The 21407-nt window shown below is 39.7% G+C and carries 23 protein-coding genes; 10 read left to right on the top strand and 13 right to left on the bottom strand.

From position 1 onward, the window contains the following. Positions 1-25 precede the first annotated feature (25 nt). The 7 genes from E3K36_02550 to E3K36_02520 form a co-directional block, all read right to left on the bottom strand. Positions 26-1678: a phosphoenolpyruvate carboxykinase (GTP) gene (locus E3K36_02550; protein MCF6154135.1), complete on the bottom strand. Its 1653-nt coding sequence runs from the start codon at positions 1676-1678 to the stop codon at positions 26-28. 386 nt (positions 1679-2064) lie between these two features. Next, a complete protein-coding gene (locus tag E3K36_02545; GenBank protein MCF6154134.1) occupies positions 2065-2382 on the bottom strand; it encodes a hypothetical protein in 318 nt (105 codons plus the stop codon). Continuing rightward, complete coding sequence (locus E3K36_02540; GenBank protein MCF6154133.1) at positions 2375-3436, bottom strand: hypothetical protein; 1062 nt, start codon at positions 3434-3436, stop codon at positions 2375-2377. The genes E3K36_02545 and E3K36_02540 overlap by 8 nt, the downstream gene beginning before the upstream one ends. 173 nt (positions 3437-3609) lie before the next feature. Next, positions 3610-4260: a hypothetical protein gene (locus E3K36_02535; GenBank protein ID MCF6154132.1), complete on the bottom strand. Its 651-nt coding sequence runs from the start codon at positions 4258-4260 to the stop codon at positions 3610-3612. Positions 4261-4287: 27 nt separating this feature from the next. Then, positions 4288-4815, bottom strand: a complete 528-nt coding sequence (locus tag E3K36_02530; GenBank protein MCF6154131.1) for a V-type ATP synthase subunit K — start codon at positions 4813-4815, stop codon at positions 4288-4290. A gap of 18 nt (positions 4816-4833) precedes the next feature. Further along, the gene (locus E3K36_02525) at positions 4834-6855 is read right to left on the bottom strand and encodes a hypothetical protein (GenBank protein ID MCF6154130.1); all 2022 of its coding nucleotides are present in this window, start codon (positions 6853-6855) and stop codon (positions 4834-4836) included. A gap of 1 nt (position 6856) precedes the next feature. Continuing rightward, the gene (locus tag E3K36_02520; GenBank protein ID MCF6154129.1) at positions 6857-7171 is read right to left on the bottom strand and encodes a hypothetical protein; all 315 of its coding nucleotides are present in this window, start codon (positions 7169-7171) and stop codon (positions 6857-6859) included. Positions 7172-7699: 528 nt separating this feature from the next. Between E3K36_02520 and E3K36_02515 the strand changes: the two genes are divergently transcribed. The 3 genes from E3K36_02515 (at position 7700) to ilvE (ending at position 9828) form a co-directional block, all read left to right on the top strand. Continuing rightward, complete coding sequence (locus E3K36_02515) at positions 7700-8128, top strand: ribonuclease HI family protein (GenBank protein MCF6154128.1); 429 nt, start codon at positions 7700-7702, stop codon at positions 8126-8128. 104 nt (positions 8129-8232) lie between these two features. Beyond that, positions 8233-8934 carry an ABC transporter ATP-binding protein gene (locus E3K36_02510; protein ID MCF6154127.1) on the top strand — a complete coding sequence of 234 codons (702 nt, stop codon included), beginning with the start codon at positions 8233-8235 and terminating at the stop codon, positions 8932-8934. A gap of 30 nt (positions 8935-8964) precedes the next feature. Beyond that, positions 8965-9828 (top strand): branched-chain-amino-acid transaminase, encoded by an 864-nt coding sequence (gene ilvE / locus E3K36_02505; GenBank protein ID MCF6154126.1) that lies wholly within the window; start codon positions 8965-8967, stop codon positions 9826-9828. Here the strand turns inward: ilvE and lspA are convergent. The 3 genes from lspA to E3K36_02490 all read right to left on the bottom strand — a co-directional run bounded on the left by lspA (position 9825) and on the right by E3K36_02490 (position 11232). Beyond that, a complete protein-coding gene (gene lspA, locus E3K36_02500) occupies positions 9825-10301 on the bottom strand; it encodes a signal peptidase II (protein ID MCF6154125.1) in 477 nt (158 codons plus the stop codon). The two genes, ilvE and lspA, sit on opposite strands and share 4 nt — an antisense overlap. A gap of 5 nt (positions 10302-10306) precedes the next feature. Beyond that, positions 10307-10687: a TraR/DksA family transcriptional regulator gene (locus E3K36_02495; protein MCF6154124.1), complete on the bottom strand. Its 381-nt coding sequence runs from the start codon at positions 10685-10687 to the stop codon at positions 10307-10309. Between the two features lie 347 nt (positions 10688-11034). Continuing rightward, the gene (locus tag E3K36_02490; GenBank protein MCF6154123.1) at positions 11035-11232 is read right to left on the bottom strand and encodes a hypothetical protein; all 198 of its coding nucleotides are present in this window, start codon (positions 11230-11232) and stop codon (positions 11035-11037) included. 355 nt (positions 11233-11587) lie between these two features. Between E3K36_02490 and E3K36_02485 the strand changes: the two genes are divergently transcribed. Continuing rightward, on the top strand, positions 11588-12424 hold the full coding sequence (locus E3K36_02485) for a tetratricopeptide repeat protein (GenBank protein MCF6154122.1): 837 nt from the start codon (positions 11588-11590) through the stop codon (positions 12422-12424). A gap of 83 nt (positions 12425-12507) precedes the next feature. Here E3K36_02485 and E3K36_02480 read toward each other — a convergent pair whose 3' ends face one another. The 3 genes from E3K36_02480 to E3K36_02470 form a co-directional block, all read right to left on the bottom strand. Further along, positions 12508-12951, bottom strand: coding sequence for a hypothetical protein (locus tag E3K36_02480; protein MCF6154121.1), 444 nt, complete (start codon positions 12949-12951; stop codon positions 12508-12510). A gap of 91 nt (positions 12952-13042) precedes the next feature. Then, entirely contained in the window at positions 13043-14314 is a 1272-nt protein-coding gene (locus tag E3K36_02475) for an imidazolonepropionase (protein ID MCF6154120.1), read from the bottom strand. A gap of 2 nt (positions 14315-14316) precedes the next feature. Next, positions 14317-14913, bottom strand: a complete 597-nt coding sequence (locus tag E3K36_02470) for a molybdenum cofactor guanylyltransferase (GenBank protein ID MCF6154119.1) — start codon at positions 14911-14913, stop codon at positions 14317-14319. A gap of 124 nt (positions 14914-15037) precedes the next feature. Between E3K36_02470 and E3K36_02465 the strand changes: the two genes are divergently transcribed. From E3K36_02465 to scpB, 6 genes are all read left to right on the top strand, one after another. Then, positions 15038-15994 carry a hypothetical protein gene (locus tag E3K36_02465; protein MCF6154118.1) on the top strand — a complete coding sequence of 319 codons (957 nt, stop codon included), beginning with the start codon at positions 15038-15040 and terminating at the stop codon, positions 15992-15994. 90 nt (positions 15995-16084) lie between these two features. Further along, positions 16085-17272 (top strand): aminotransferase class I/II-fold pyridoxal phosphate-dependent enzyme, encoded by a 1188-nt coding sequence (locus E3K36_02460; GenBank protein ID MCF6154117.1) that lies wholly within the window; start codon positions 16085-16087, stop codon positions 17270-17272. A gap of 11 nt (positions 17273-17283) precedes the next feature. Then, positions 17284-18624 (top strand): electron transport complex subunit RsxC, encoded by a 1341-nt coding sequence (rsxC, locus tag E3K36_02455; GenBank protein ID MCF6154116.1) that lies wholly within the window; start codon positions 17284-17286, stop codon positions 18622-18624. Positions 18625-18683: 59 nt separating this feature from the next. Continuing rightward, positions 18684-19715, top strand: coding sequence for an RnfABCDGE type electron transport complex subunit D (locus E3K36_02450; protein MCF6154115.1), 1032 nt, complete (start codon positions 18684-18686; stop codon positions 19713-19715). Then, positions 19690-20445, top strand: a complete 756-nt coding sequence (locus tag E3K36_02445) for an FMN-binding protein (GenBank protein ID MCF6154114.1) — start codon at positions 19690-19692, stop codon at positions 20443-20445. The genes E3K36_02450 and E3K36_02445 overlap by 26 nt, the downstream gene beginning before the upstream one ends. Before the next feature lie 287 nt (positions 20446-20732). Then, on the top strand, positions 20733-21260 hold the full coding sequence (scpB, locus tag E3K36_02440; protein ID MCF6154113.1) for an SMC-Scp complex subunit ScpB: 528 nt from the start codon (positions 20733-20735) through the stop codon (positions 21258-21260). The last annotated feature ends 147 nt before the right edge of the window (positions 21261-21407 follow it).

Below are 21407 nucleotides of genomic sequence, written 5' to 3'. Positions count from 1 at the left end.
TCAACTACTTTTTTTACACCATTTCTCACATTACCTCTGCCGCCTTAATAATGACTTTATCCAGTGTATTAAATTTTTCTATATAAGCAACACGTTCACACCGCAGATCAGATACCTGATTGATAATACTATCCACATCATAGAAGTTTTCGACATTGTATCTGGACAAATCCATACCATCAACAAATGTAGGCACTTCAAGATTCCAGTATTTATCTTTATCCCATTTATTAGTATCCCGCACAATACCCCGGATAATAGCTGACATCTCCGGGATCTCTATCCGTTGTACCTTACGTTTAAAAACCTTAACACCGTTTGGATGATTTTCAATGATCTCCCCTAGACCCCCTGTATTTAACTGGTAGCATTGAACCTTGCCTTCGTGCCTCTTCACAAAATCATAGAACCAATTCCCTTCATATGACTTGTCGCCTATAATGAATGGATTAGTACCCACCTCTCTGATAGACTCTCCTGCACGTTTTGGGTCACCGGCAGATGTCTCAATGGATTCACCCAGCATGAAGGCTGCTGCTGCCTGTTCAGGGGTAAGTTTAGCAGCAAGGGGTACCACGGTATGGCGACGGGTAATGAAAGCAACAATTAGTCCATCCAGGGCATCAACAGGAGGCAGATTGATGTCGTTCGAAATATACGGACTAAGGTCTTCCCGGATCATAATTCCCCGTCCGTTACTGGTCAAAGTATCGTCTTCAAAATAGATATTCCCTTCATAATCGATCATCACGTTTTCAAAAACGGCATTGCGGGATGTTGCTGCCTTGTAGATGATCGGTTGAGTTACGGGATCGAGACCTTCAGTCTTTAAATAGAATCCACGCTCAGAACCATAGGCAGAACCATCTTTTTTGAGAAAGACCACGTCATCCTGGAGTATTTCAATTCCTTCATCCTTATCGTTTAATCCATGAGTATGACAGGTATGTGTCGTTTTCCCGGTACCACTCATCCCAAAGACAAGCATCCCGTATCTTCTCAGACGACCATCTGGCCCCTTTGCCTTCAAAATCTTTGAACCCGCATGGAGACCTAGCATCCCCCGCTGTTTGGCATTCCACATAGCCATTCTTAAGAATCCCTTTTTGGATTCACCATAATAATCAGTCCCCAAAACAACGGTCGTACTTATCTCAGGAAAGACCAGAATTTGTCGTTCGCCCTCCTGCCATTCAGGAATATAAAGAATATACTGTTTCGGGTCCCCATCAGGTTTGACCGGAAAGAGCGTCGCCCACGTCATATAGGCAAGACGGATCATCTCGGGTCTTTGGATAGAAACAAAAATAGTACAATTCGGTGAAAATTCATCATTATTTCCCATGGTTCGATTTATCCGTACAATGGGTGCCAGTTTAACGTATTCCTCCAGAGAACATAATGTTTTGGAAAGATTATTCATGATCTCCGTTTGCTGTGAATTAAGCGTCTTCTGACGAACAGCGTCGCTCCCCACATACACGGTTACTTTTGCGCTGCGATTCTTGACGGAAGAATGAACAGCCACATTCCCAAATTTTGTAAACGATGCAAATCGTTCTGCACTACGGCGCAATGTCCAATCTCTAGAATTAATGACATTCGGAGCGCCCTTTAAGTATTCTAAAATCCGATTAACTACCTGAAATTCTTTTATGGGAGGAGGTGTTGATAACATTTCGAATCCCCTTATCAATTTATAACGTGATTATTGAATCAGGCCTTCGACGACTTTTAGTGTGCTGAATTCAATTTAAAATTTCCTTATTATAGTAAATCAAACGAAATATGCAAAGGAAAAACACGGAGACTCGAACCATAGTTATGTATTTTTTCATTTCTAAAATAAGAAAATTTGGGGTCCATTCTGATTGAGGAGATTTGTAACAACCAGATCATTTTTTGAACTAAAGACACCTCTTTTTTTATTTTCTCCATGGCCACTGAAAGCATCTTGCTCACTGACCTTTTCATTTACTACTTTTTGCTCATTTGCTATATTGATATGGAATTTAACTCTATTTTAGGTGTCTATATCTACCTGGGTTGCTGCAGCATTTAACATTACTTTGCCAGTATATCCATCCCTACCGCGCGTCCAATCTCTTTACTAAGTTCCACTGTGCTAATGTGTCTGCTTCCTTGTCGTGTAGGAATAATGGTAATTGTTTTTGCCATTTTGTTCCTTAACTCGGCAATCGTTTCAAGACACTGTTCTGCCATATCCTCTGTGATCAAAATAATGCCTACTGAAAAATCCTGGGTAGTTTTTCTTAAAATACTAACGGTTTCGGATATGGTTTTCACAGGTTCGATCTCAACCCCTATGCTTTGATAAGGCAGTATATCTTCCCTTTCCCCGATGATAACAATTTTAGACATATGTTTTTTTCAATCGTTCTCTGAGAAATTTATTTTCTATCCCATGTACCTTTCCACCCAACACTAATTTCAAGTTGCATACCTCAACTGTAAGACCGCACAGGTACCCAAACACCCTTTCCGGTCCAAATGGTATATACTTTACAGGACGTATAATATCTAATAAATAATTGTCAGTTACTATTTCGTATTGAAAGGAAATATTTGGAAATAAATTTAATGAAAGCATTTGTATAAAATATTGGTCTAGTAGAGGCGTATTGCAACACGCCCCCACAAAGGCTTCATGCACTGTCTTTTCTGATATCCATGCAGTGCTTTTAATTAGTTTGTAAAACACATGTTCTTTATCAAATCCTTCTAAAAAGTACTGTTCCAAGAGTTTCATATCAAGCCCTAAAGCCATTGCACGCCGTATCACCTCAAGACCCTTCACGAATTGGTATATCATCAGGTATCGCTTGACAATCTCAATATTTATTTCGCTGGAAAAATTTTTAATATATCTCAAATAAGTGCCGTCGCATACCAAATCAATTATAAAAGGCAATTGTGTAAATGGGTAAGAGGGAATTCGGTTTTGGCTATATTGCATTGTAATTTTCTTAAAAAAAGAGATTGCTTCCTTAAATACTTTCGGCAAAGAAGTTGCTTTCCCATGCCATTCATCGTCCCATGTATCCTTGCTAATGATCCCTCTAAGAAATTTATTCACGCTTATACGTAAGGTTTTGAATTTTATAAATTTCTTCAAATTGAGGATGTCGTTTCTTATCAAGAAAAAGTCGCACACGGCACTGTGGGGTGACAAAGACCGTATTTCATATAACTTATCATGGTAATAATTATCAAGCAGCGTTTCGAATTCGTTCAAATGCTTCGCATCCGTGAAGTAGGCCTTTAAAGGAGTGTTACTTAAGTTTGTCAATACATCATTTAAATTATTGATGGATAGTAATTTCTCAAAGAAGTTCATACTGAGTAAATAGCACTCCAGGATATTGACCCGTCCGGATAGATAACACCATCCATGATGATGTGCATTACTTGCCATATAGTTCGTTTAGCTCGATGGTATAAGAATTTCAACTCCTGACAGTTTCTGACGCAGATGTATACTGATCATCGGGATTTTTAAAAGATAAAATCATTATCTTTTTGCTGAGCGCTTAAGACAAAGTCAACATATTAACTGCAGAAATCGGTGTCCTAATCAAAATCTTCCATTTACAATTCATCATTGGACAACCTCAGCATGTCGATCAACTTGGGTGCCAGCGTGGTTCGGAGATTTTTGGCAAGGGTATCTAAGGTATAATCAATTTCATAATAGCTAGTCTTTAAGACAAAACCGCCTTTTATATCAATAGCAGTTGTATTCAGATTAATTCTTGCCTTTCTATTTTTATTAACGTTGTCGATAAAGGTAGCGGTTATTCGTTTTAAATCCCTTGCGTTAACGAACAACTTTCCTTCCAGTTGGTCGGGTATGTTTGCCATCCATTTCCCTATCAATGTAAAATAATCTTCATCAGGAAGTAATTGTATGCATTCTATTGCACGCGCCAGAATATCGTCAATCACACTATTCTTAACTTCCAGCAATTTCATTTTATAAGCCCTTTTTAATGAGACGAAGGTTCCTTTGATATCCTTATTGAGACGTTCCTCTTCGACGCGCAACATCTTCTGGTATTGTTTTTCCAGGGAGAGTTTGGTTGTTTCAACCTGGGCGCAAAATTGTTCTTCAGCCGTTTTGATAATTTGTTCGGCCTCTTTTTGTGCATTCTTTATGATATAATTCCTGATTCGTTCGATGGTCATAAATAAAACTTTGTAATTGTAGGGGAAAGCCACCTCGCCCCAACGTGCAATCATATATCAATATGAAAAACTAAACATAACCTATGTTGGCGGAGTGAAGGAAAATCCCCCTTCCTTGGTCAGCCATGTGATCAACAAGATAGAAATCAATAAGGCAATAACAGCGTACGTTTCAACAAGCGCAGGGATCAGGATGGCACGTCCCCCTTCTTCCGGCTGTTTTCCCGTAAGGTTGATAGCTGCAGTTGCAGCCTTAGCTTGAATAAGTGCGGTAATATATTCTACAATGCTTGTGGCTATAGCGATGAGGAGGATCGCAACCCCAATAGCAGGAGGAATATTTAAATTCCCTGTAATAATTCCGGTACGCAGGGCAATCATAATGGCACAGATAAATCCATAAAAACCCTGGGTGCCTGGCAATGCCATGAGTACAAGCAGTTTTCCAAATAATTCTGGCTTTTCCGATAAAATACCTGCAGCCTGAGATGAAGCAATCAAAATACCTTTCGCAGAACCCAGACAACTTATGGTGACTACAAGAATGGCTCCAATGATAACCCAGCCGAAACCAGTTTGTACAAAATACAACTTTAGTAATTCTGCCATGATACACTCCTATGATATTCATTCCGAATCGTTTTCTGTAATATGTATCCGTTGGTTACCCAAACCGTAAGGTTGAAATTTTGGGGCACCTCCTTCATAAAATCGTCCAAAAAATTCAAGAAAGATTAACCGTGCAGGATGAATAAAGGCACCGAGAATACTCATGACAAAGTTAAACATATGTCCCAAAATCAGGGTGATTACAAAAAATACGGCACCGATAAAAGTCCCTGTTTTGAACAAAGTCGCTACGATGTTAAATGCCATACCAACAATCGTTGTTGTAAAACTAAGGGCCAGAATGCGCGTATAAGAAAGGATATCCCCAATAAAACCCGTACACCCATAGGTACCTACAATGCCGTATAAACTAACAATCCCTGTGAAAATTTTACCAATCAAACTCTTTTCGTTACGTCCCTGCGTTGAGATCAATCCAACCGCACCAATGATGGTCATATATTTCCCAATAGTGATGATGTTACCGGGTATTTTTAGAAAAATGGTTGATATCAGGATCAAAAATCCTGGCAGCATAATAAGCCATAATAATCCGTCACAGATTGCATTCAGAATATTCTTTCTTCTCAATTCTCCATACATCCTGAGCGTGATGCCGTAAAATTGGTTCAATACACCCAGTGCTATGACAAACAAGAGCGCCATAACAGGTTTTGAGAGAGGGTCCAATAGCGTCAGCCTTTCTTTTATTTTTAATAAAAGATTGTTCTTGCCTAAATACATCGGATTATAGAGATCTCCAGCCCATCCGCCGGTAACGGCACCAAAAATCATCGTGCTAATACCAGCATAAAGGAAGAGTTTCAAGAAGTTGGAAAATGTTTCAGATGATTTATATTTCCTGGCCAACCATGCGGAAAAAGCCGTTAAAAACACCCCATAAAACACATCCCCAAAACAGAGTCCAAAGAAAATGAGAAAGGATATCATCACAAAGGGCGTTGGATCGAACGTAAAATAATTGGGTAATCCAAACATGTTTATTAATAATTGGGCAGGTTTGAAGAATTCATTCAGCGCAATGGAAACGGGTACTCTGTCAGCCGGTGAAGGTTCTTCATAAACAACCGATGCCTGCGGAAATTTGCCGTGGAGTAATGTATCGAGTTTGCGTTTGTCTGTTTTTTTGACATATCCAATTAACACAAAGACCCTTTTGGATATGATACACCGATGCTGTGTAAGAATCTTATTTCTTTCGTTTTCCCAGTATCCAAGGAGTATCTCCAGAAAACGCCATTCCCCGGATAGTTCAAGGATACGACGACGAATCCGCTCTTGCTCTTGAATCATATGAGACATTTCCAGCGCTAATTCATCTCTACGGTCTTTTACGTTACCCGATAGGGCCGGGAAAGGTATCTCCTTAAAACCGAATTTTTCAAGAATTCTGAGTGCGTCATCCTTATCCTTATTTAAGTACGCGAGGAGGATTTTCAGTTTTTCTTTAGCCTTTGAAACAATCTGCCATGTGAAAAACTCATTGGTTGATTCATTTTGTAAAAACCGATTCCATCGAGACTCAGATACCTGGCAGTAAAAGAAGGAGACATGCTTAATGCTTCTGAGTTGAGTAAATTCAATTGACAAGGGTAAAAAATCTGTAAGTTTGTCCAATTCTACCTTTAGTTGTTTTTGCCTTTTTTGAAGGCTTACGTATTTTTCATATTGACTTTGACATTCCACAAAGAGGGATTCGATATCTATACGAGAAAGTGTTTGATCTAATTCTTTGCGGGTAATTTGCAATGGAAATGGAAAGAGACCCTCAACAAAGCTTTTCTTTTTCTGGACGAATGTTTTAAGAATGGAAAAGATGGTATTAAGTCTGTAAATATTCTTCTCAATATCATTAGAAGTGGTAGGAAATCTCTGAAAGGATGGAATTGCCGAATTGTCGAGTTGCGTAAAAGTGTCTGTAATATGAACGATATTCAAATAATAGAGTTGGCTGAGAAACCGCTGCGAAACCTTTTCTGGGAGTAGAATGGTCACTTTATCGACCTTCTGAATAGCCATACTAGCTCTCGTAAATGTTTTTTACTACCCAATTAACAGCATCTTGCACGATTTGATTATTTCTATGGAGGAGGTTTTTTTTTAACAATTTAAATTCATTTCTCAGACGTTCTTCTTCTGATTTTTGCAAATCGAGGGTCTTTGATTTTAATGTTTCAAGCTTTTGACGGTATTCATTCTCAATGATTGCTTTCATACATCCAATCTCATGGTGAATACCGGCAATAATCTTCTCTGCTTTTTGTTTGGCATTCCTCACAATAGTGTCAGCTTCTGACTCGATTTCCAGTACTTCTGCGATAAGATGGTTGCTCATAGAGAATTTGTTCTATAAACTTGCTGAGCCTTTAGCTCATAAGAGTGCAGAAAAGCAAAGTGTGGCAAGTTAGGTAGGGCTGTCTCTTTACAATGGTTGTTGTCAAACAGTTTCCTGTCATCCCTGAAACGGGAATTCATATTTTACCTCTGCGTTCTCTGCGGCGTACTGAACTGTTACCGACAATAATAAGGTATTTGTTATTTATGTTACGTTGAAATGTGCACCGTTTCAAGAAAAAACCAATTATCTGTGAATGAGGGATAAATAGTTTAAAATATTTGCTATTCATAGAATTGATTTTTAGAATGTGTCATAAGTTTTAAATATTTCGTTAAGGAGTCGTTTTGTATGGGAAATATATCTTCGCAGGAATTAGTGGCATTAATATTGAAATATCTCGATGTAGAAAGATTAAAAAAGGAAAATCCCTTAGCTACCGAGGAAACGATCAATGCATTTTTTCAAGAAATCTTAGAAACGAAGAAAGGGAAGAAACGGGTCGATATTTACCTGCCACACCATGATATGACTCAATACAGACAGGAAGGTTTTCGCGAACTTATCATCCATACCGATGGAGCATCAAGAGGAAATCCGGGTAAGGCGGGTATTGGTGTAGCCATATTCGATAAGGATTATCGTCTTGTTGAGGATGTATGCAGATTTATCGGAGAATCTACAAATAATGTTGCTGAATATCGGGCGATGATATTTGCAGCCCAAAAGGCAATTGCCTATAATGCTAAAAAAGTCATCTTTAGGACTGACAGCGAACTCCTGGTTCGACAACTGAACGGTGAATACCGCGTAAAGAGCCCCAATATCCTGCCCCTTTATAGTGAACTTATGAAACTCCTATGTAAAATACCCACATGGAAGATTCAACATGTACGCAGGGAGGAAAATGTCATTGCTGACACGTTGGCCAACCGGGGCATTGATTTATCGGCGTAGTACAGCGTTAAATAAATAATTGACTAATACTTACAGGTATGATATAGTTTCAGTCTGCAATTTTTACAACAAGTGTTCATTGTACATCATGAGTGTTTTAGGTCATGATAAACAGCTCTAGACTATTACAGGCTACAAATTTAGTTAAAGAATACACGAATGGTGAGCGCACAGTGCCTGTCTTGCAAGGTATTAACTTATCCATTGAAAAGGGTGAGATTGTAGCGATTGTGGGTGCCTCTGGTGCAGGGAAAAGTACGTTGTTGCATATCCTGGGGATTTTGGATACGCCAACCTCTGGTTCTGTAATATATAAAGGAATAAATCTGACTCAGTTAAGTGCGAAGAAACAGGCAGACATGCGTAACCGTGTTTTCGGTTTTGTTTTCCAGTTTTACCATCTCCTGCCTGATTTTACTGCCTTGGAAAATGTTTTGCTGCCTGGTTTAATTGGAAGTGGGTTCTCAAAATGGAGGGCAATAAATAAAAACTACAAAGATCGGGCAACTTTCTTGTTAGAAAGGGTTGGTCTGGGCAATCGCTTGACGCATAAACCTTCGCAGCTCTCTGGTGGTGAAAGACAACGGGTTGCTATCATACGGGCACTGATTAATAACCCCGAATTATTGTTATGCGATGAGCCAACGGGTAACCTTGATACAAAGACAGGCCATGAGATCCGAGAATTAATATGGGATCTAAATAAGACATTGAATCAAACAGTCGTGATCGTTACGCACGATGAAGAAATAGCCAAACATGCCGTACGGGTTGTAAGAATTGTTGACGGATGCATTCTGGAATAGAAGGAAGAGAAAGGAGTAAAAATTACAGCAATGGGATTGAAGATTTATATAAATGGCCAGATACTTCCTCAAGAAGAAGCCAAAATATCGGTTTTTGACCATGGGTTGCTTTATGGAGACGGTGTGTTTGAAGGGATACGCGCCTATAATGGAAAGATATTTACGCTGGATCAACACCTGGATAGACTTTACACCTCTGCGACGGCCATTGCTCTCAAGATACCCATGACAAAGACTGAAATGGCAGATGCTATTAAAAAAACAATGGAAGCCAACAATCAGACAGATTCGTACATCCGGCTTGTGGTTACCAGGGGAGTAGGAAAACTCGGATTGGACCCTAACAAGTGTTCTATACCACAGGTGATCATTATTACGGATACGATTGAGCTTTATTCAAAAGCACTTTATGAAAAGGGACTCGATATCGTAACCGTTTCCACGATCAGGAACCATTTTTCTGCCCTTGATCCCAAGATCAAATCTCTCAATTACCTGAATAATATCCTGGCAAAGATTGAATCAATACAAGCCGGTGCTGGGGAAGCATTAATGCTCAATAAAGATGGTTATGTAGCGGAATGCGCTGGTGATAATATCTTTATTTGTAAAGATGATATCCTTTTGACTCCTCCGGCGAGTGCAGGAATATTAATAGGCATTACCAGAAACGTCGTAATGGAATTGGCTACCAAGATGGGAATTCAGGTCCGGGAAGAATTAATGACTCGATATGATTTATACATTGCCGATGAATGTTTTCTAACCGGGACAGCCGCGGAAATTATTCCTGTTGTGAAAATTGATGGGCGAGTAATCGGTACGGGCAAGCCCGGAAGCATCACTCTTGACTTGTTAAAAAGGTATCGCGATCTTACGAGAAACGGTTTTTAGGCAGATTCTTTTAGCTTTGGAGCTGAGAATGAGGCAAAAACCATAAGAGATATGCCAACGCAAATCAGACTATCGGCAACATTAAAAGTAGGCCAATGATATTTGTCTCCGATATGCAAATCTATAAAGTCTCTTACATATCCATACCATATTCTATCCCAGAGATTTCCTGCTGCACCTGCCAGAATAAGACCTAAAGCAAAGTTTGACGCAAAAAGTGACTTATCAGATTTCATATAAATATATATAATGGCGGCAATTGCTATGATTGAGAAAATAACAAAGGCGTTGTTTTTACCGGGGAACAGCCCAAAAACAACGCCTTCATTCTTACTTTGCAATATATTGATTAATCCAGGGATTAAATTCACCTTTTCAAATTCATCTAATTTGGAGAATACAACCCATTTTGATACAATGTCTACGATAACGCCAAACACGGCCGGTATAACAAATGTCGCAGGGTTTTTCATAAAATCTATTTTAAAATGGAATCCATCTCCTCTTCCCTTTGACAATCTATACAAAGTTTTGCATAGGGTACAGCCTTTAGTCGTTCCTTATTTATTTTTTTCCCGCATATTTCACAAATGCCAAAAGTACCTTCTTCGATCTTTTCCAAAGCGGTATCGATATTACGCAGGCTTTCTTCTCCGCTCTGGATAAGCTCAATCATAAGATCTCTTTCGTAGTTGTCTGTACCTACATCAGCCATATGTATCGGAACGTTTGACAAATCACCAGACGCATCTTGCCTGGATCTTTTTAATGCCTCTCCCTGCATAGAATCCACTTTTCCGACGAGCCTTTCTCTTAAAGAAAGGAGGAGCTTTTTAAATTGAGCAAATTCTTCTTTCATTATTCCTCTCCATAGTATATTAAAAAGATCATGACGTTTCCTACTGCCTACATTAATTAACGTAAAGTCGCATTACTATAGCATATAATGAAAAACTAGTCAATAAAATTTGAGACCGTGTTATTTGCAAAAGATTTCTGGTAAACTCAAAATCCTATTCTGTTAATGATTCAGGCATACAAACTTTAGGGCAAAGCTACTACGAACGAGTCATTGGTCATAAAGTGGTGTAACTGCCTTGTTTACAGGACAAGCTCTATAAAGCAAAGCGGGACAATGTTGTACAACATTGTCCCGCTTTTTTTGACTTGAATATCTTGAATATAATGTATCAATTCTGCAATTCTTTAATGTCCCTTTTTTCTTTCCTTCGTCTTTTCTTGAACAATATCGTTTATCTGCCAATTTCGTTCAAAAGCCGTGCAAGACTTGTATGCCACATCACGCATAAGGATGTTACAAAAGACATCTTTGCCATCCAGGACAATTGCATAATTACATCCAAAACAAATACTCTTCTTATTATTATTTTTTTTATTTTTCATCTACTTATACTCCTCAAGTGGTAGTAGAAATAAGAACAGTCTAATTCTACTTGATAAACACAGAATAAGTCAATGTAAAAATACTGTACCTTTTTAACAGCCAGACAATTGAATTGTGATAGTTACGGATAATAAAAATTTTTGTAAAAATGTCCGAAATTACTTGCAAAATCTATTTGTAGATGTATTATTAACCTCAAATAAATAAAATGATTAAGTGATTATTGATCTATCCCAACTGGCCACAATATTATAGAATATTTGGATAAAGTTACTACAGTATATTGTTGTTTTACATAGCAACAATAAGCATAAGTATATTTTTGCCTTCCATCTTACTTAGGAGGAAGAGATAATGCGAATATTGACTAAACTGAAATATATCAACCTATGGATCTTTTTTGTTTTATTACTATTGACTGTAGACCGAGAAATAGCTTACGGGGTAGAGAATTTATATAAACATACGAAACATGAAGAAAGGTTTCGGAAGAGTTCCTATAGTAATTTCCATAATGAACTCAGTCATACTATCGGAGGATTGGAAGAAAAATCAGACGATCTTGAAGCCATGAATCAAAATCTTGAAGGCCGTGTTAATATGCTCGCATCAGAGAAGGATAAGTTGAAACAGGCATATGCCCAAATGAAGGCGAAACAATCTGCCATGGAAAAAGAACATGCCAAACTGAAAAAGAAGGCTACATCTTTGGAAATTGCTTATAAGAAATTGTCCAGCAAGGTTAACGTGGCGAAAACTTCTAAAAAACCAAAGTCGGTAGCCAAGAAAAAGTCCGTTACAAAAACAGCACAAAAGAAAGCTAGTACCAAGTCTAAGAGTACGGCCAAAAAAGCTTCCGGCAAAAATGTTTCCGGTGCCAGGAAGAAAGTGAGCGCACCTATTGTCCGATCCTATACCCCAAGAGTACCAGAAGTAAAAGCAACAGAAGAACAAAAAAGAGATGAGGTTAGTGGATTTGATATAAAAAAGATTAACGAGAAGGGTATTGAATACGGCAAGAAAGGTATGTATGACCAGGCAATAAAGGAATTTCAAAAAGTTGCAGCCATTGAACCCAACTTGGCTAATGTACATTATAACCTTGGTCTTGCTTATAAAAAGAAAGGTATAATATCGGAAGCCAATAGAGAATTTGCTGAATATGAACGGTTAAAGGGGCAAAATAATTAGGAATTCTTGGTAATCTAATTTCAAGTCACTTATCTCTACTGTGGATGATAAGCCAGGAAATTACCGACATCTGGTAAAACTATTTAACGCTGTAAAAGTATTTCTATCTGTCTTACGTTATCATCAACAATTGTTTCATCAGGTACCTTCTCTAATTCTGCACGTATGACATAAGTTCCTTCTTTTAATCCTTCGGTGTTCCAGGTATATACGATTTTCTGTGACGTCAAACCTTCCAACGTTTCAGCCTCCCTGCCAATTTGTTGTTTTGTTGTAGGACATGTTACCGTCAATATGGTTGTTACTTTCGATGCCCTTTCGTTCCCAATGGCTATTTCAATAGTAACTTTTCCTCCGATAGTGGCGCGCAATGGTGCATCCAGAGATACGATTGTCACACCATAGACTACAGACTCCGCTTTTTTCTTTTCATCAACACGACTATAAGATATTCCAGCTGATAAAAAAGTCCCTATGAAAAGAACTAAAATTATCCTCCCACACATCCCATTATATTTCACCCTCATAAATGATCTCCACGTTACCGGAATAAGATATACACAATGAAATTGTAATTACTTATTTTAAAAAGATCACAGAATGAAAATCGCAGGTTTTTTAGTATAAATCCATTAACTGTTTATTCTCTGCAACTACCCTGCCTTTCTTTATGGTGGTCTTTACGTGATTTATACCAAAATAATAAGGCAATTGATTGTAATCCTGGATGTCAAGAATTATCATATCCGCTTGTTTTCCGATCTCTATACTTCCAAGCCGATGTGCCATTCCGATAGCGTGTGCTGCATTTATCGTGGCAGCATTAATCGCTTGGGCAGGCGTCATACCCATCTTGAGACATGCCAGGGTTATTATCATTTGCATATTTGAAGTTGGGCATGTACCGGGATTAAAATCAGTTGCCAATGCAACTGGTAGTCCATTTTCTATCATTTTTCTTGCCGGCGCATAAGTATCTTTCATCAGAAAGAATGGTACACCCGGCAATAAAACACAAACAATATTACTCTTTTTAAGTCTTACTATATCACGCTGTTTGATATTGTCAAGATGGTCTGCTGATATTGTATCAAACTGAATAGCCAGTGACACACCACCGATATCCTTAAATTCATTGGTATGTATCTTTACCCTAAAACCTAATGCCTTTGCTGTTTTAAGAATTCTTTTCGATTGTTCTGTATTGAAAGCCCCTTCGTCACAAAAAACATCGCAAAAGGGTGCATAAGGTTTTACTTTCGGTAGCATATTGCATATTAAATTAACATAGCTATTCGGGGCGTGCTTATATTCGGGAGGAATTACATGGGCACCGAGAAAGGTGGCCACAATGTCTGTTTGATGTATTTTTTGCAGACATTGTATTGTCTTAAGTATTTTGAGTTCGCTTTTCATATCGAGTCCGTACCCACTTTTAATTTCCACGGTAGTTGTACCATGCAAAAGCATAGTGTCGAGGTGTTTTCTCGACAGTTCAGCAAGATCCTGGATTTTTAGTTTACGGGTATTTTCAACGGTACTTAATATTCCTGCCCCTTTTTTAAGAATTTCTAAATAGGTCTCTCCTTGAATACGCTGGACGAACTCTCCCGTACGGTCACCACCAAAAATGGCATGAGTATGACTATCTACAAAGCCAGGCAAAACAACTTTTCCAGCAGCATCAATGATTTTTGTGTCTTTACCATGATGCTTTTTTTTCAGTTTTTTGGTCGCGCCAATATCAATAAAATTTCCGTCTCTTATGACAACTGCACCATCCTTAATAATCCCGATTTCATCCATCCTGTGAAATGTTTTAGGTTTTTGGGATGCGCCTGCAACAGTCACCAATTGACCAATATTCTGCAAGAATAAACCGGGCAACATGCTCACGATTCCCTTCGATTGGGCACCTTATGGTCACAGTATTTATGGTATTCTTCCGGGGTATTCAGATTGACAAGGGGCTGTGTGGATGTGTCCAGTTCCTTGAATTCCTGCTCATCGACAATTTTTACCTTTACTTCTGAAAAAAAATCGATAATTCGCAGTCGCCCTTCATTAAGACAACGATACATCGGCTGTATGCACTTCTTGGAATAAAAAGCATGCAGTGGTTCCAGCCCGCGGCTTGTCTGTGGTACGACCACATCGTAGCCATCGATCCGTTCTCTGAGATAAAGGATTATCTTTTCGTGGATAAAAGGCATATCACAGGCTATCACGAAGGAGTGAAAGCTTGAAGAGCGCATGAGACCAGCGCAAATGCCACTGAGTGGGCCTCTCTCTGGCATTATGTCGGATACAACAGGTAAGTTCAGATGGTTATAAATACTGACATCGTTTGCAGACAGAATGATTTCGTCGAAGATTCTTCTCAGCCTTGCTATTTGATGTTCGATGAATGTTTTATCTCCGTACGTAAGAAATGCTTTATTAAAACCCATTCTGCGGCTTTTCCCACCTGCCAGTATAATCGCTGTCACTTAACATCTCCCAGTATTAAGCCAAAAAACATTGACACTTCAATTTTAACTGTGATATAATAAAAAATCAATTTTATATATTTTTATATTCACCATAACTCTCTTTTTTGCAAAGTTTACTCCTATGAAAATCCGTGTAGCTGTTACCATTTTTTCTTTGATGCTTTCTGTTGATATGTTTTTTATCCAACTGATCTTTGGAGAGGCAACGCGCGATGCCAAATCTGCGAAGAACGAACCCTTGGTTATTACTGATAAAAATATTGTGGCAATCGTAAATGGTCAAAAGATTACAAGGCAGGATCTTTATAGCCTGCTGATTGATACGTATGGAGAGGATGCGCTAGATGTGCTTATCCGAAGAACGCTGATCTATCAAATGGCTGAAAAAGAAGGGGTTAATGTTACAAGTAGTGAAGTAGAACAGAAGTTAAAGATCCTTATTAACAGTGAAATTGAAGGCTTAATGCGCACGTATCGGATAAAAGACAAGGAAGACCTTGAAAAAGAGTTAGTCAAGATCGGCAGCAGCATTGCGCAACTTGAAGAAAAACTCTCCAGAAGGATGAGAAAACAGGCCGAGTTAGAAGTTGTTGCCGAAAAACTTATGGCAAAGACAATTACCGTAACAAACGAAGAACTACAGAGGGCATACGAGAAAGAGTATGGTGAAAAGATTGAGGCCAGCCAGATAGTCTTTAGAACCCGCAGGGAGGCGGAAGATGCGCTCAAAAAATTAAAATCTGGTGCCGATTTTGCCACCCTAGCAAGAAATGAATCTGTCGATCGCGTCTCTGCAGCCAGGGGTGGAAAGATGCAGCCTTTTAGTCCAAAAGACAGTTTGGGTGCAGACGTGGCGCGCTTAAAGGTTGGAGAACTCAGCGACATTATCAAAACAGATTACGGCTATCATATTATTAAAATTCTCGACAGGAAACCAGCCAGTAATAAGAGTTTTAAGGCAGTCAAGGGAGAATTGGAAAAGATCGTCAGAAATCAACAGTACAAGGAAAGAATAGGACCCTGGCTGATTAGTTTGATAGAAAATGCATCGATTACTAAAAATTTGGTCCTTGATTGAATTTCAAACAGTCGTTATCTCTGTAATGATCTACAAATGTAAAATGTTCTTTTATGATAGAGCAATATCGATTTTCTAGAAAAGGATGCAATGTCAGAAGAGTTTGTGATTAATGTCGCTGATAGAGTAAAGCAATTACCGCCTTATCTGTTTGGACGATTAAACGCCTTAAAATATGAAAAACGACGTAATAATATTGATGTAATTGACTTGGGCATGGGGAATCCAAATGACCCTACACCCCAGCCAATCATTCAGAAGTTGTGTGAGGCTGTACAGGATCCAAGAAATCACAGGTATACTGTCTCTGCTAATGGCATATTCAATCTCAGGCGTGAGGTTGCCAAGTATTATGAAAAGCAGTTCAGTGTGCCCCTTGATCCAGAAGAAGTGGTTTGCACTATTGGATCAAAAGAGGGGATATCTCATTTGTGTTTGGGATTATTGGAAACGGGCGATACTGTTGTGGTGCCTAATCCTGCCTTCCCTATCCATATACATGCTGTAAATCTGGCTGGTGGCAATGTTATCAGTGTGCCGCTCACAGAAGATGAGAAGTTTTTGCCAAACCTGATCAGTACAGCCAAAAATCTCAACCCTCGCCCAAAGATACTTATTTTAAATTTTCCCCATAATCCCACTGCTGCTACCATCGAATTGAGTTTCTTTGAAGAGATTGTTGCCTTCGCGAGAAAACATAATATTATTGTTGTCCATGATTTTGCATATTGCGGAATCGCATTTGATGGGTACAAGCCGCCGAGTTTTTTACAGGTTAAGGGTGCCAAAGAGATCGGTGTGGAATTTAATACCATGTCAAAATCATTTAACATGGCTGGCTGGAGGCTTGGGTTCTGTGTAGGAAACAAAGAGATTGTCAATACCCTGGCAAAAGTTAAGGGATATTATGATTACGGTATTTTTCAACCCGTGCAAATTGCCTCAATCATTGCACTCCGGGAATGTAATAAATATACAAAGGAGCAGGCGCAAATTTATCAGAGCCGAAGGGATGTACTTTGTGACGGACTGAATCGCATCGGATGGAACGTCAAGAAACCAAAGGCATCTATGTTTGTGTGGGCACCTATCCCTGAAAAATGGCGATCGATGGGTTCGGTGGATTTTGCTTATAAGCTCATCAACGAGGCTGAGGTTGCCGTTGCCCCTGGAGCTGCTTTCGGGGAACATGGTGAGGGATATTTGCGATTGGCAATTGTGGAGAACGAACTACGCCTCAAACAGGCTGTACGCCAGATTGATCGTGCATTGAGATAACCGCTGAGCGAATGATAACCATCGTTAAATCAAAATTAAAAACTTTTGTCGGCGGTATACACCCAGGCGAGGACGGGAAGGTTCTTACCCACGATAAGAAAGAAGTATCCATCCCGCTTCCCAAAACTGTGTATTTGTTCATGAGCCAGCATATTGGTGCTCCAGCTAAACCAATTGTCAAAAAAGGGGATATCGTTAAAAAAGGGCAGTTGATCGGCGATGCACAGGGTTTCATTTCTGCAAACGTGCATGCCTCTGTTTCTGGTAAAGTCATTGATATTGTGCCTTGGCCACACCCCATCACAGGAATAAAGTCTTCGGCCGTTATTATAGAAAATTCCGGGGATGATTCCTGGACTGAAGGTGTGAATGTAGCTTCTGATATCGATCTCATCGCCCCTGATGAGATCAGAAATCGCATCCAATCTGCAGGTATTGTAGGCTTAGGTGGCGCAACTTTTCCTACCCATGTAAAACTCACCCCCCCCAAAGATAAAACAATCGATACGGTCGTTATGAACGGTGCAGAATGTGAACCATATCTTACCTGCGATTATCGGCTTATGTTAGATAAACCTCATGAAATTATCCAGGGTTTAAAACTGGTTATGAAGTGTGTAGGATGTAAAAAGGCGCATATCGGCATCGAGGCAAATAAGGTTGATGTTTATACCCTCTTTAAAGATATTTTATCAAACGAGCCCCATATGAAAGTAGACTTGATGGAGGTAAAGTATCCACAGGGGGCGGAGCATCAGCTCATTAAGGCATTATTGAATAGAGAATTTAAACCGACACAGTTGCCCCTGGAGGTAGGTGCTATTGTAATCAACGTGGGGACGGCCTTTGCCGTGTATGAAGCGGTGAAATTCAGGAGGCCATTAATTGAAAGATTGGTCACTGTTACAGGAAATGGGGTAGAAAACCCACAAAATTTTTGGGTGCGTTTGGGAACGCCTGTAAGACAATTGTTAGAAGAGGCAAAGATTACAGCGAATGTCAATAAGATTATCTTTGGTGGTCCCATGATGGGTGTTGCACAGGGGAATATAGACACCGCCGTTACTATCAAAGGAACAGGCGGTATTCTTGTGTTAAGAGACGCGCAAAAGTGGGAATCCCACGCCTGTATCCGATGTGGGCGTTGCATCGATAGCTGTCCCTATGGGCTTAATCCCAGTGTGTTAAGTATCCTCTCTGAAGCGAAAGAGTTCAGTCTGGCGCTGGAAAACAACGTTTTGGAGTGCAAGGAATGCGGCTGTTGCAGTTATATTTGCCCCGCAAAAAGACCAATTGTTCATAGTATTAAATTTGCAAAAGCTGAAATTGCAAAACAAAAAGTAAAAATATAGATGATAACTTTTGAGAAGCAAGAAGAAATACGGATCGTTAAATCTCTTAATAAACTTCGATGCCAAACCAGATTCAAAGTAATACTCCCTTAATTGTTAGCGCGTCCCCCCATGTCCGCGATACGGAGAGTATTACCGGGATTATGTGGACTGTGGTGCTTTCTTTGATTCCCGCAGGGATTGCCGGTGTTTTTACCTTTGGATATTATTGCCTCTACGTTATCTTTTTGAGTATTGTAACCGCTGTTGTTACTGAAACAATCATTTTGCTGTTACGGAAACAACCCATGGTGAATACCATCAAGGATGGCAGTGCGATTGTTACCGGGATTTTGTTGGCATACACATTGCCCCCGGGTGTTCCCTGGTATGTCCCTGTTGCAGGTTCTTTCTTTGCAATCGCCATTGCAAAACATGCCTTCGGTGGTTTAGGAAACAATATCTGGAACCCGGCTCTGGCAGCACGCGCATTTTTACAGGTGGCTTATCCTGCCGTTATCAACTCAGATTGGCGCTTCTTGCAACACGGAATGGGCAACCTCGTTCATAGTATTACCAAGGTCGATCCAGAAGGCAAGCTGGTGGATGCTATCACAAGGGCGACACCGCTGGCAAAAGAAGCAGGGGCAGAGACATATCGCCTTACTCAGTTATTGATGGGAAACGTTCCTGGTTGTATTGGGGAAACTTCCGTAATTGCTTTATTGCTGGGTGGCGCTTATCTGATTTACAGGCGTTGCGTCAAGTGGTATGTCCCTGTTTGTTATATAGCAACGGTCTTTGTTATGGTATTGATTTTACCTTCACGAATAGTAACGCCATGGGCCAATGACCCATTTTATCATATCTTTGCAGGCGGGTTATTTCTGGGTGCATTCTTTATGGCTACAGATATGGTTACGTCTCCTTTAACAAAACGCGGGCTTTTCATTTTTGCAGTTGGTACCGGTGTGCTAACGGTGCTGATCCGTTTTTATTCTGGTTATCCAGAAGGGGTATGCTATTCCATATTGCTCATGAACACAGCGACACCCCTGATTGATCGATTTACAAAACCTCGACTCTATGGAACCAGGGCGAAAAAGGTTTAATATGCAAAAGAAGGCTCAATACACGATTACCCTGACGATAGTTTCTCTTTTGGCCTCGCTTGGGGTGTCGTCGGTTTTTTTACTTACAAAAGACACGATCAAAAGGAAGGAAGTGGCAGTTCGTACAGAGGCGCTGTATATTGTGCTTCCCGGTTTGGAAGGTTCTCCGGTGGAAGTAACACCATCGACGATAGCAGATCAAGACCGTGTCTATAAGGGGCTCAACAAAGCAGGGCAACTTATTGGTTATGCAGCATGCGGAGAGGCCCAGGGGTACTCGAGTAAGATTAAAGTCATGGTGGGAACTGACCCCGGTCTTGAAAAGATTATCGGGATCAATATACTTGCACAAAATGAGACCCCGGGACTTGGTACAAAGATGACTGATGTCGAAAGTACCTCCACGTTATGGAGTGTAATCTTTGGTAAGGAACTGAAAACAATTGATTTGGATAGCGAAGAATCCTGGCAATTGCCAGTTTTTGGACAGCCGGAGAGAATAAAAAAATTTGGATTACTAAAAAAAGCAAAAAAGCCTCTCCCGTGGTTTCAGGAACAATTTAAGCATAAAACTTACAATCAACTGGTCGTATCGAAGGTGAAAGATAACGAAAAGATCACGGCCATTACAGGTGCTACCATATCTACAAAGGCGGTAATTAATGCTGTACAGAATGCCATTGAAAAAATAAAGGGCGTTGTTCAAACCCCCGTCTGGGAAATTAAGTAGTTTCTTAAGTGCATGTTAGGAATTTCAAACACCCCCATAATCCTCCATAAACGGGGAAGATAGGGGGAAAGTAGCCGAAGGCCTGATTGAATGTGTAGGAATTTCAAAGTTTGCATCATAGCATACCAGACAACCCCCTGAATCCTCCTTTTCTAAGGGGACTTGAGGAAATCCCCCTTAATAAACTAGGGGGCAAGGAAGGTTGTTTTTAACTGGCATTTGTACTATATCTAAAAAAGTCGATGCCGAAGACATCCTAATTAAAACGGCATCGTAGTACGTGGTATATGAAAAGAATTGAAGAAATCAAACCCATCGTTGAATCCTTAGTATTTGCAGCCGAAGAACCCATTACTCTGCGTAAACTCACAGACATTATCGAAGGTGTTGATAGTTCTCAAATTCAGGAAGCCATTACACAGTTAAAGAACGATTATGATGTGCAGGGCAGGGCATTCCAGATCGAAGAAATTGCAGGAGGCTATCAATTATTTACCAAACCCGAATATTATGAATGGATAGCGAAGTTACGGAAAAAATCAGGAGAAACGAAACTCTCGCAAGCAGCCCTTGAGACGCTCGCTATAATTGCTTACAAGCAGCCAATATTACGGGCAAACCTGGAAGCCATCCGCGGGGTTCAATCAGGTCAAATTATCAGACTGCTCATGGAGAAAGACCTTGTTAAAGTTGTGGGGAGGGACGAATCATTAGGGCACCCCTTGCTCTATGGTACCACAAAAAAATTTCTTGAATATTTCGGATTGAAGGATATTAAAGACCTGCCTAAGGTTGAAGAGTTGGAAATGCCATAATAACTAATAGTTTAGCACTGCATTACCAAAATTGTGCAGTTTTGACAAAGATTTACGATATGTGATTTTAGATTTATGATTTATTTCTGTACTCCCTATTGCATCCGCAGATCGAAATCGTAAATCTGAAATCCTTTTATTTCTGGA

The organism is Candidatus Brocadia sp., from assembly GCA_021646415.1.
GTDB lineage: Bacteria > Planctomycetota > Brocadiia > Brocadiales > Brocadiaceae > Brocadia.
This window is presented reverse-complemented; position numbering and strand designations above follow the sequence as displayed.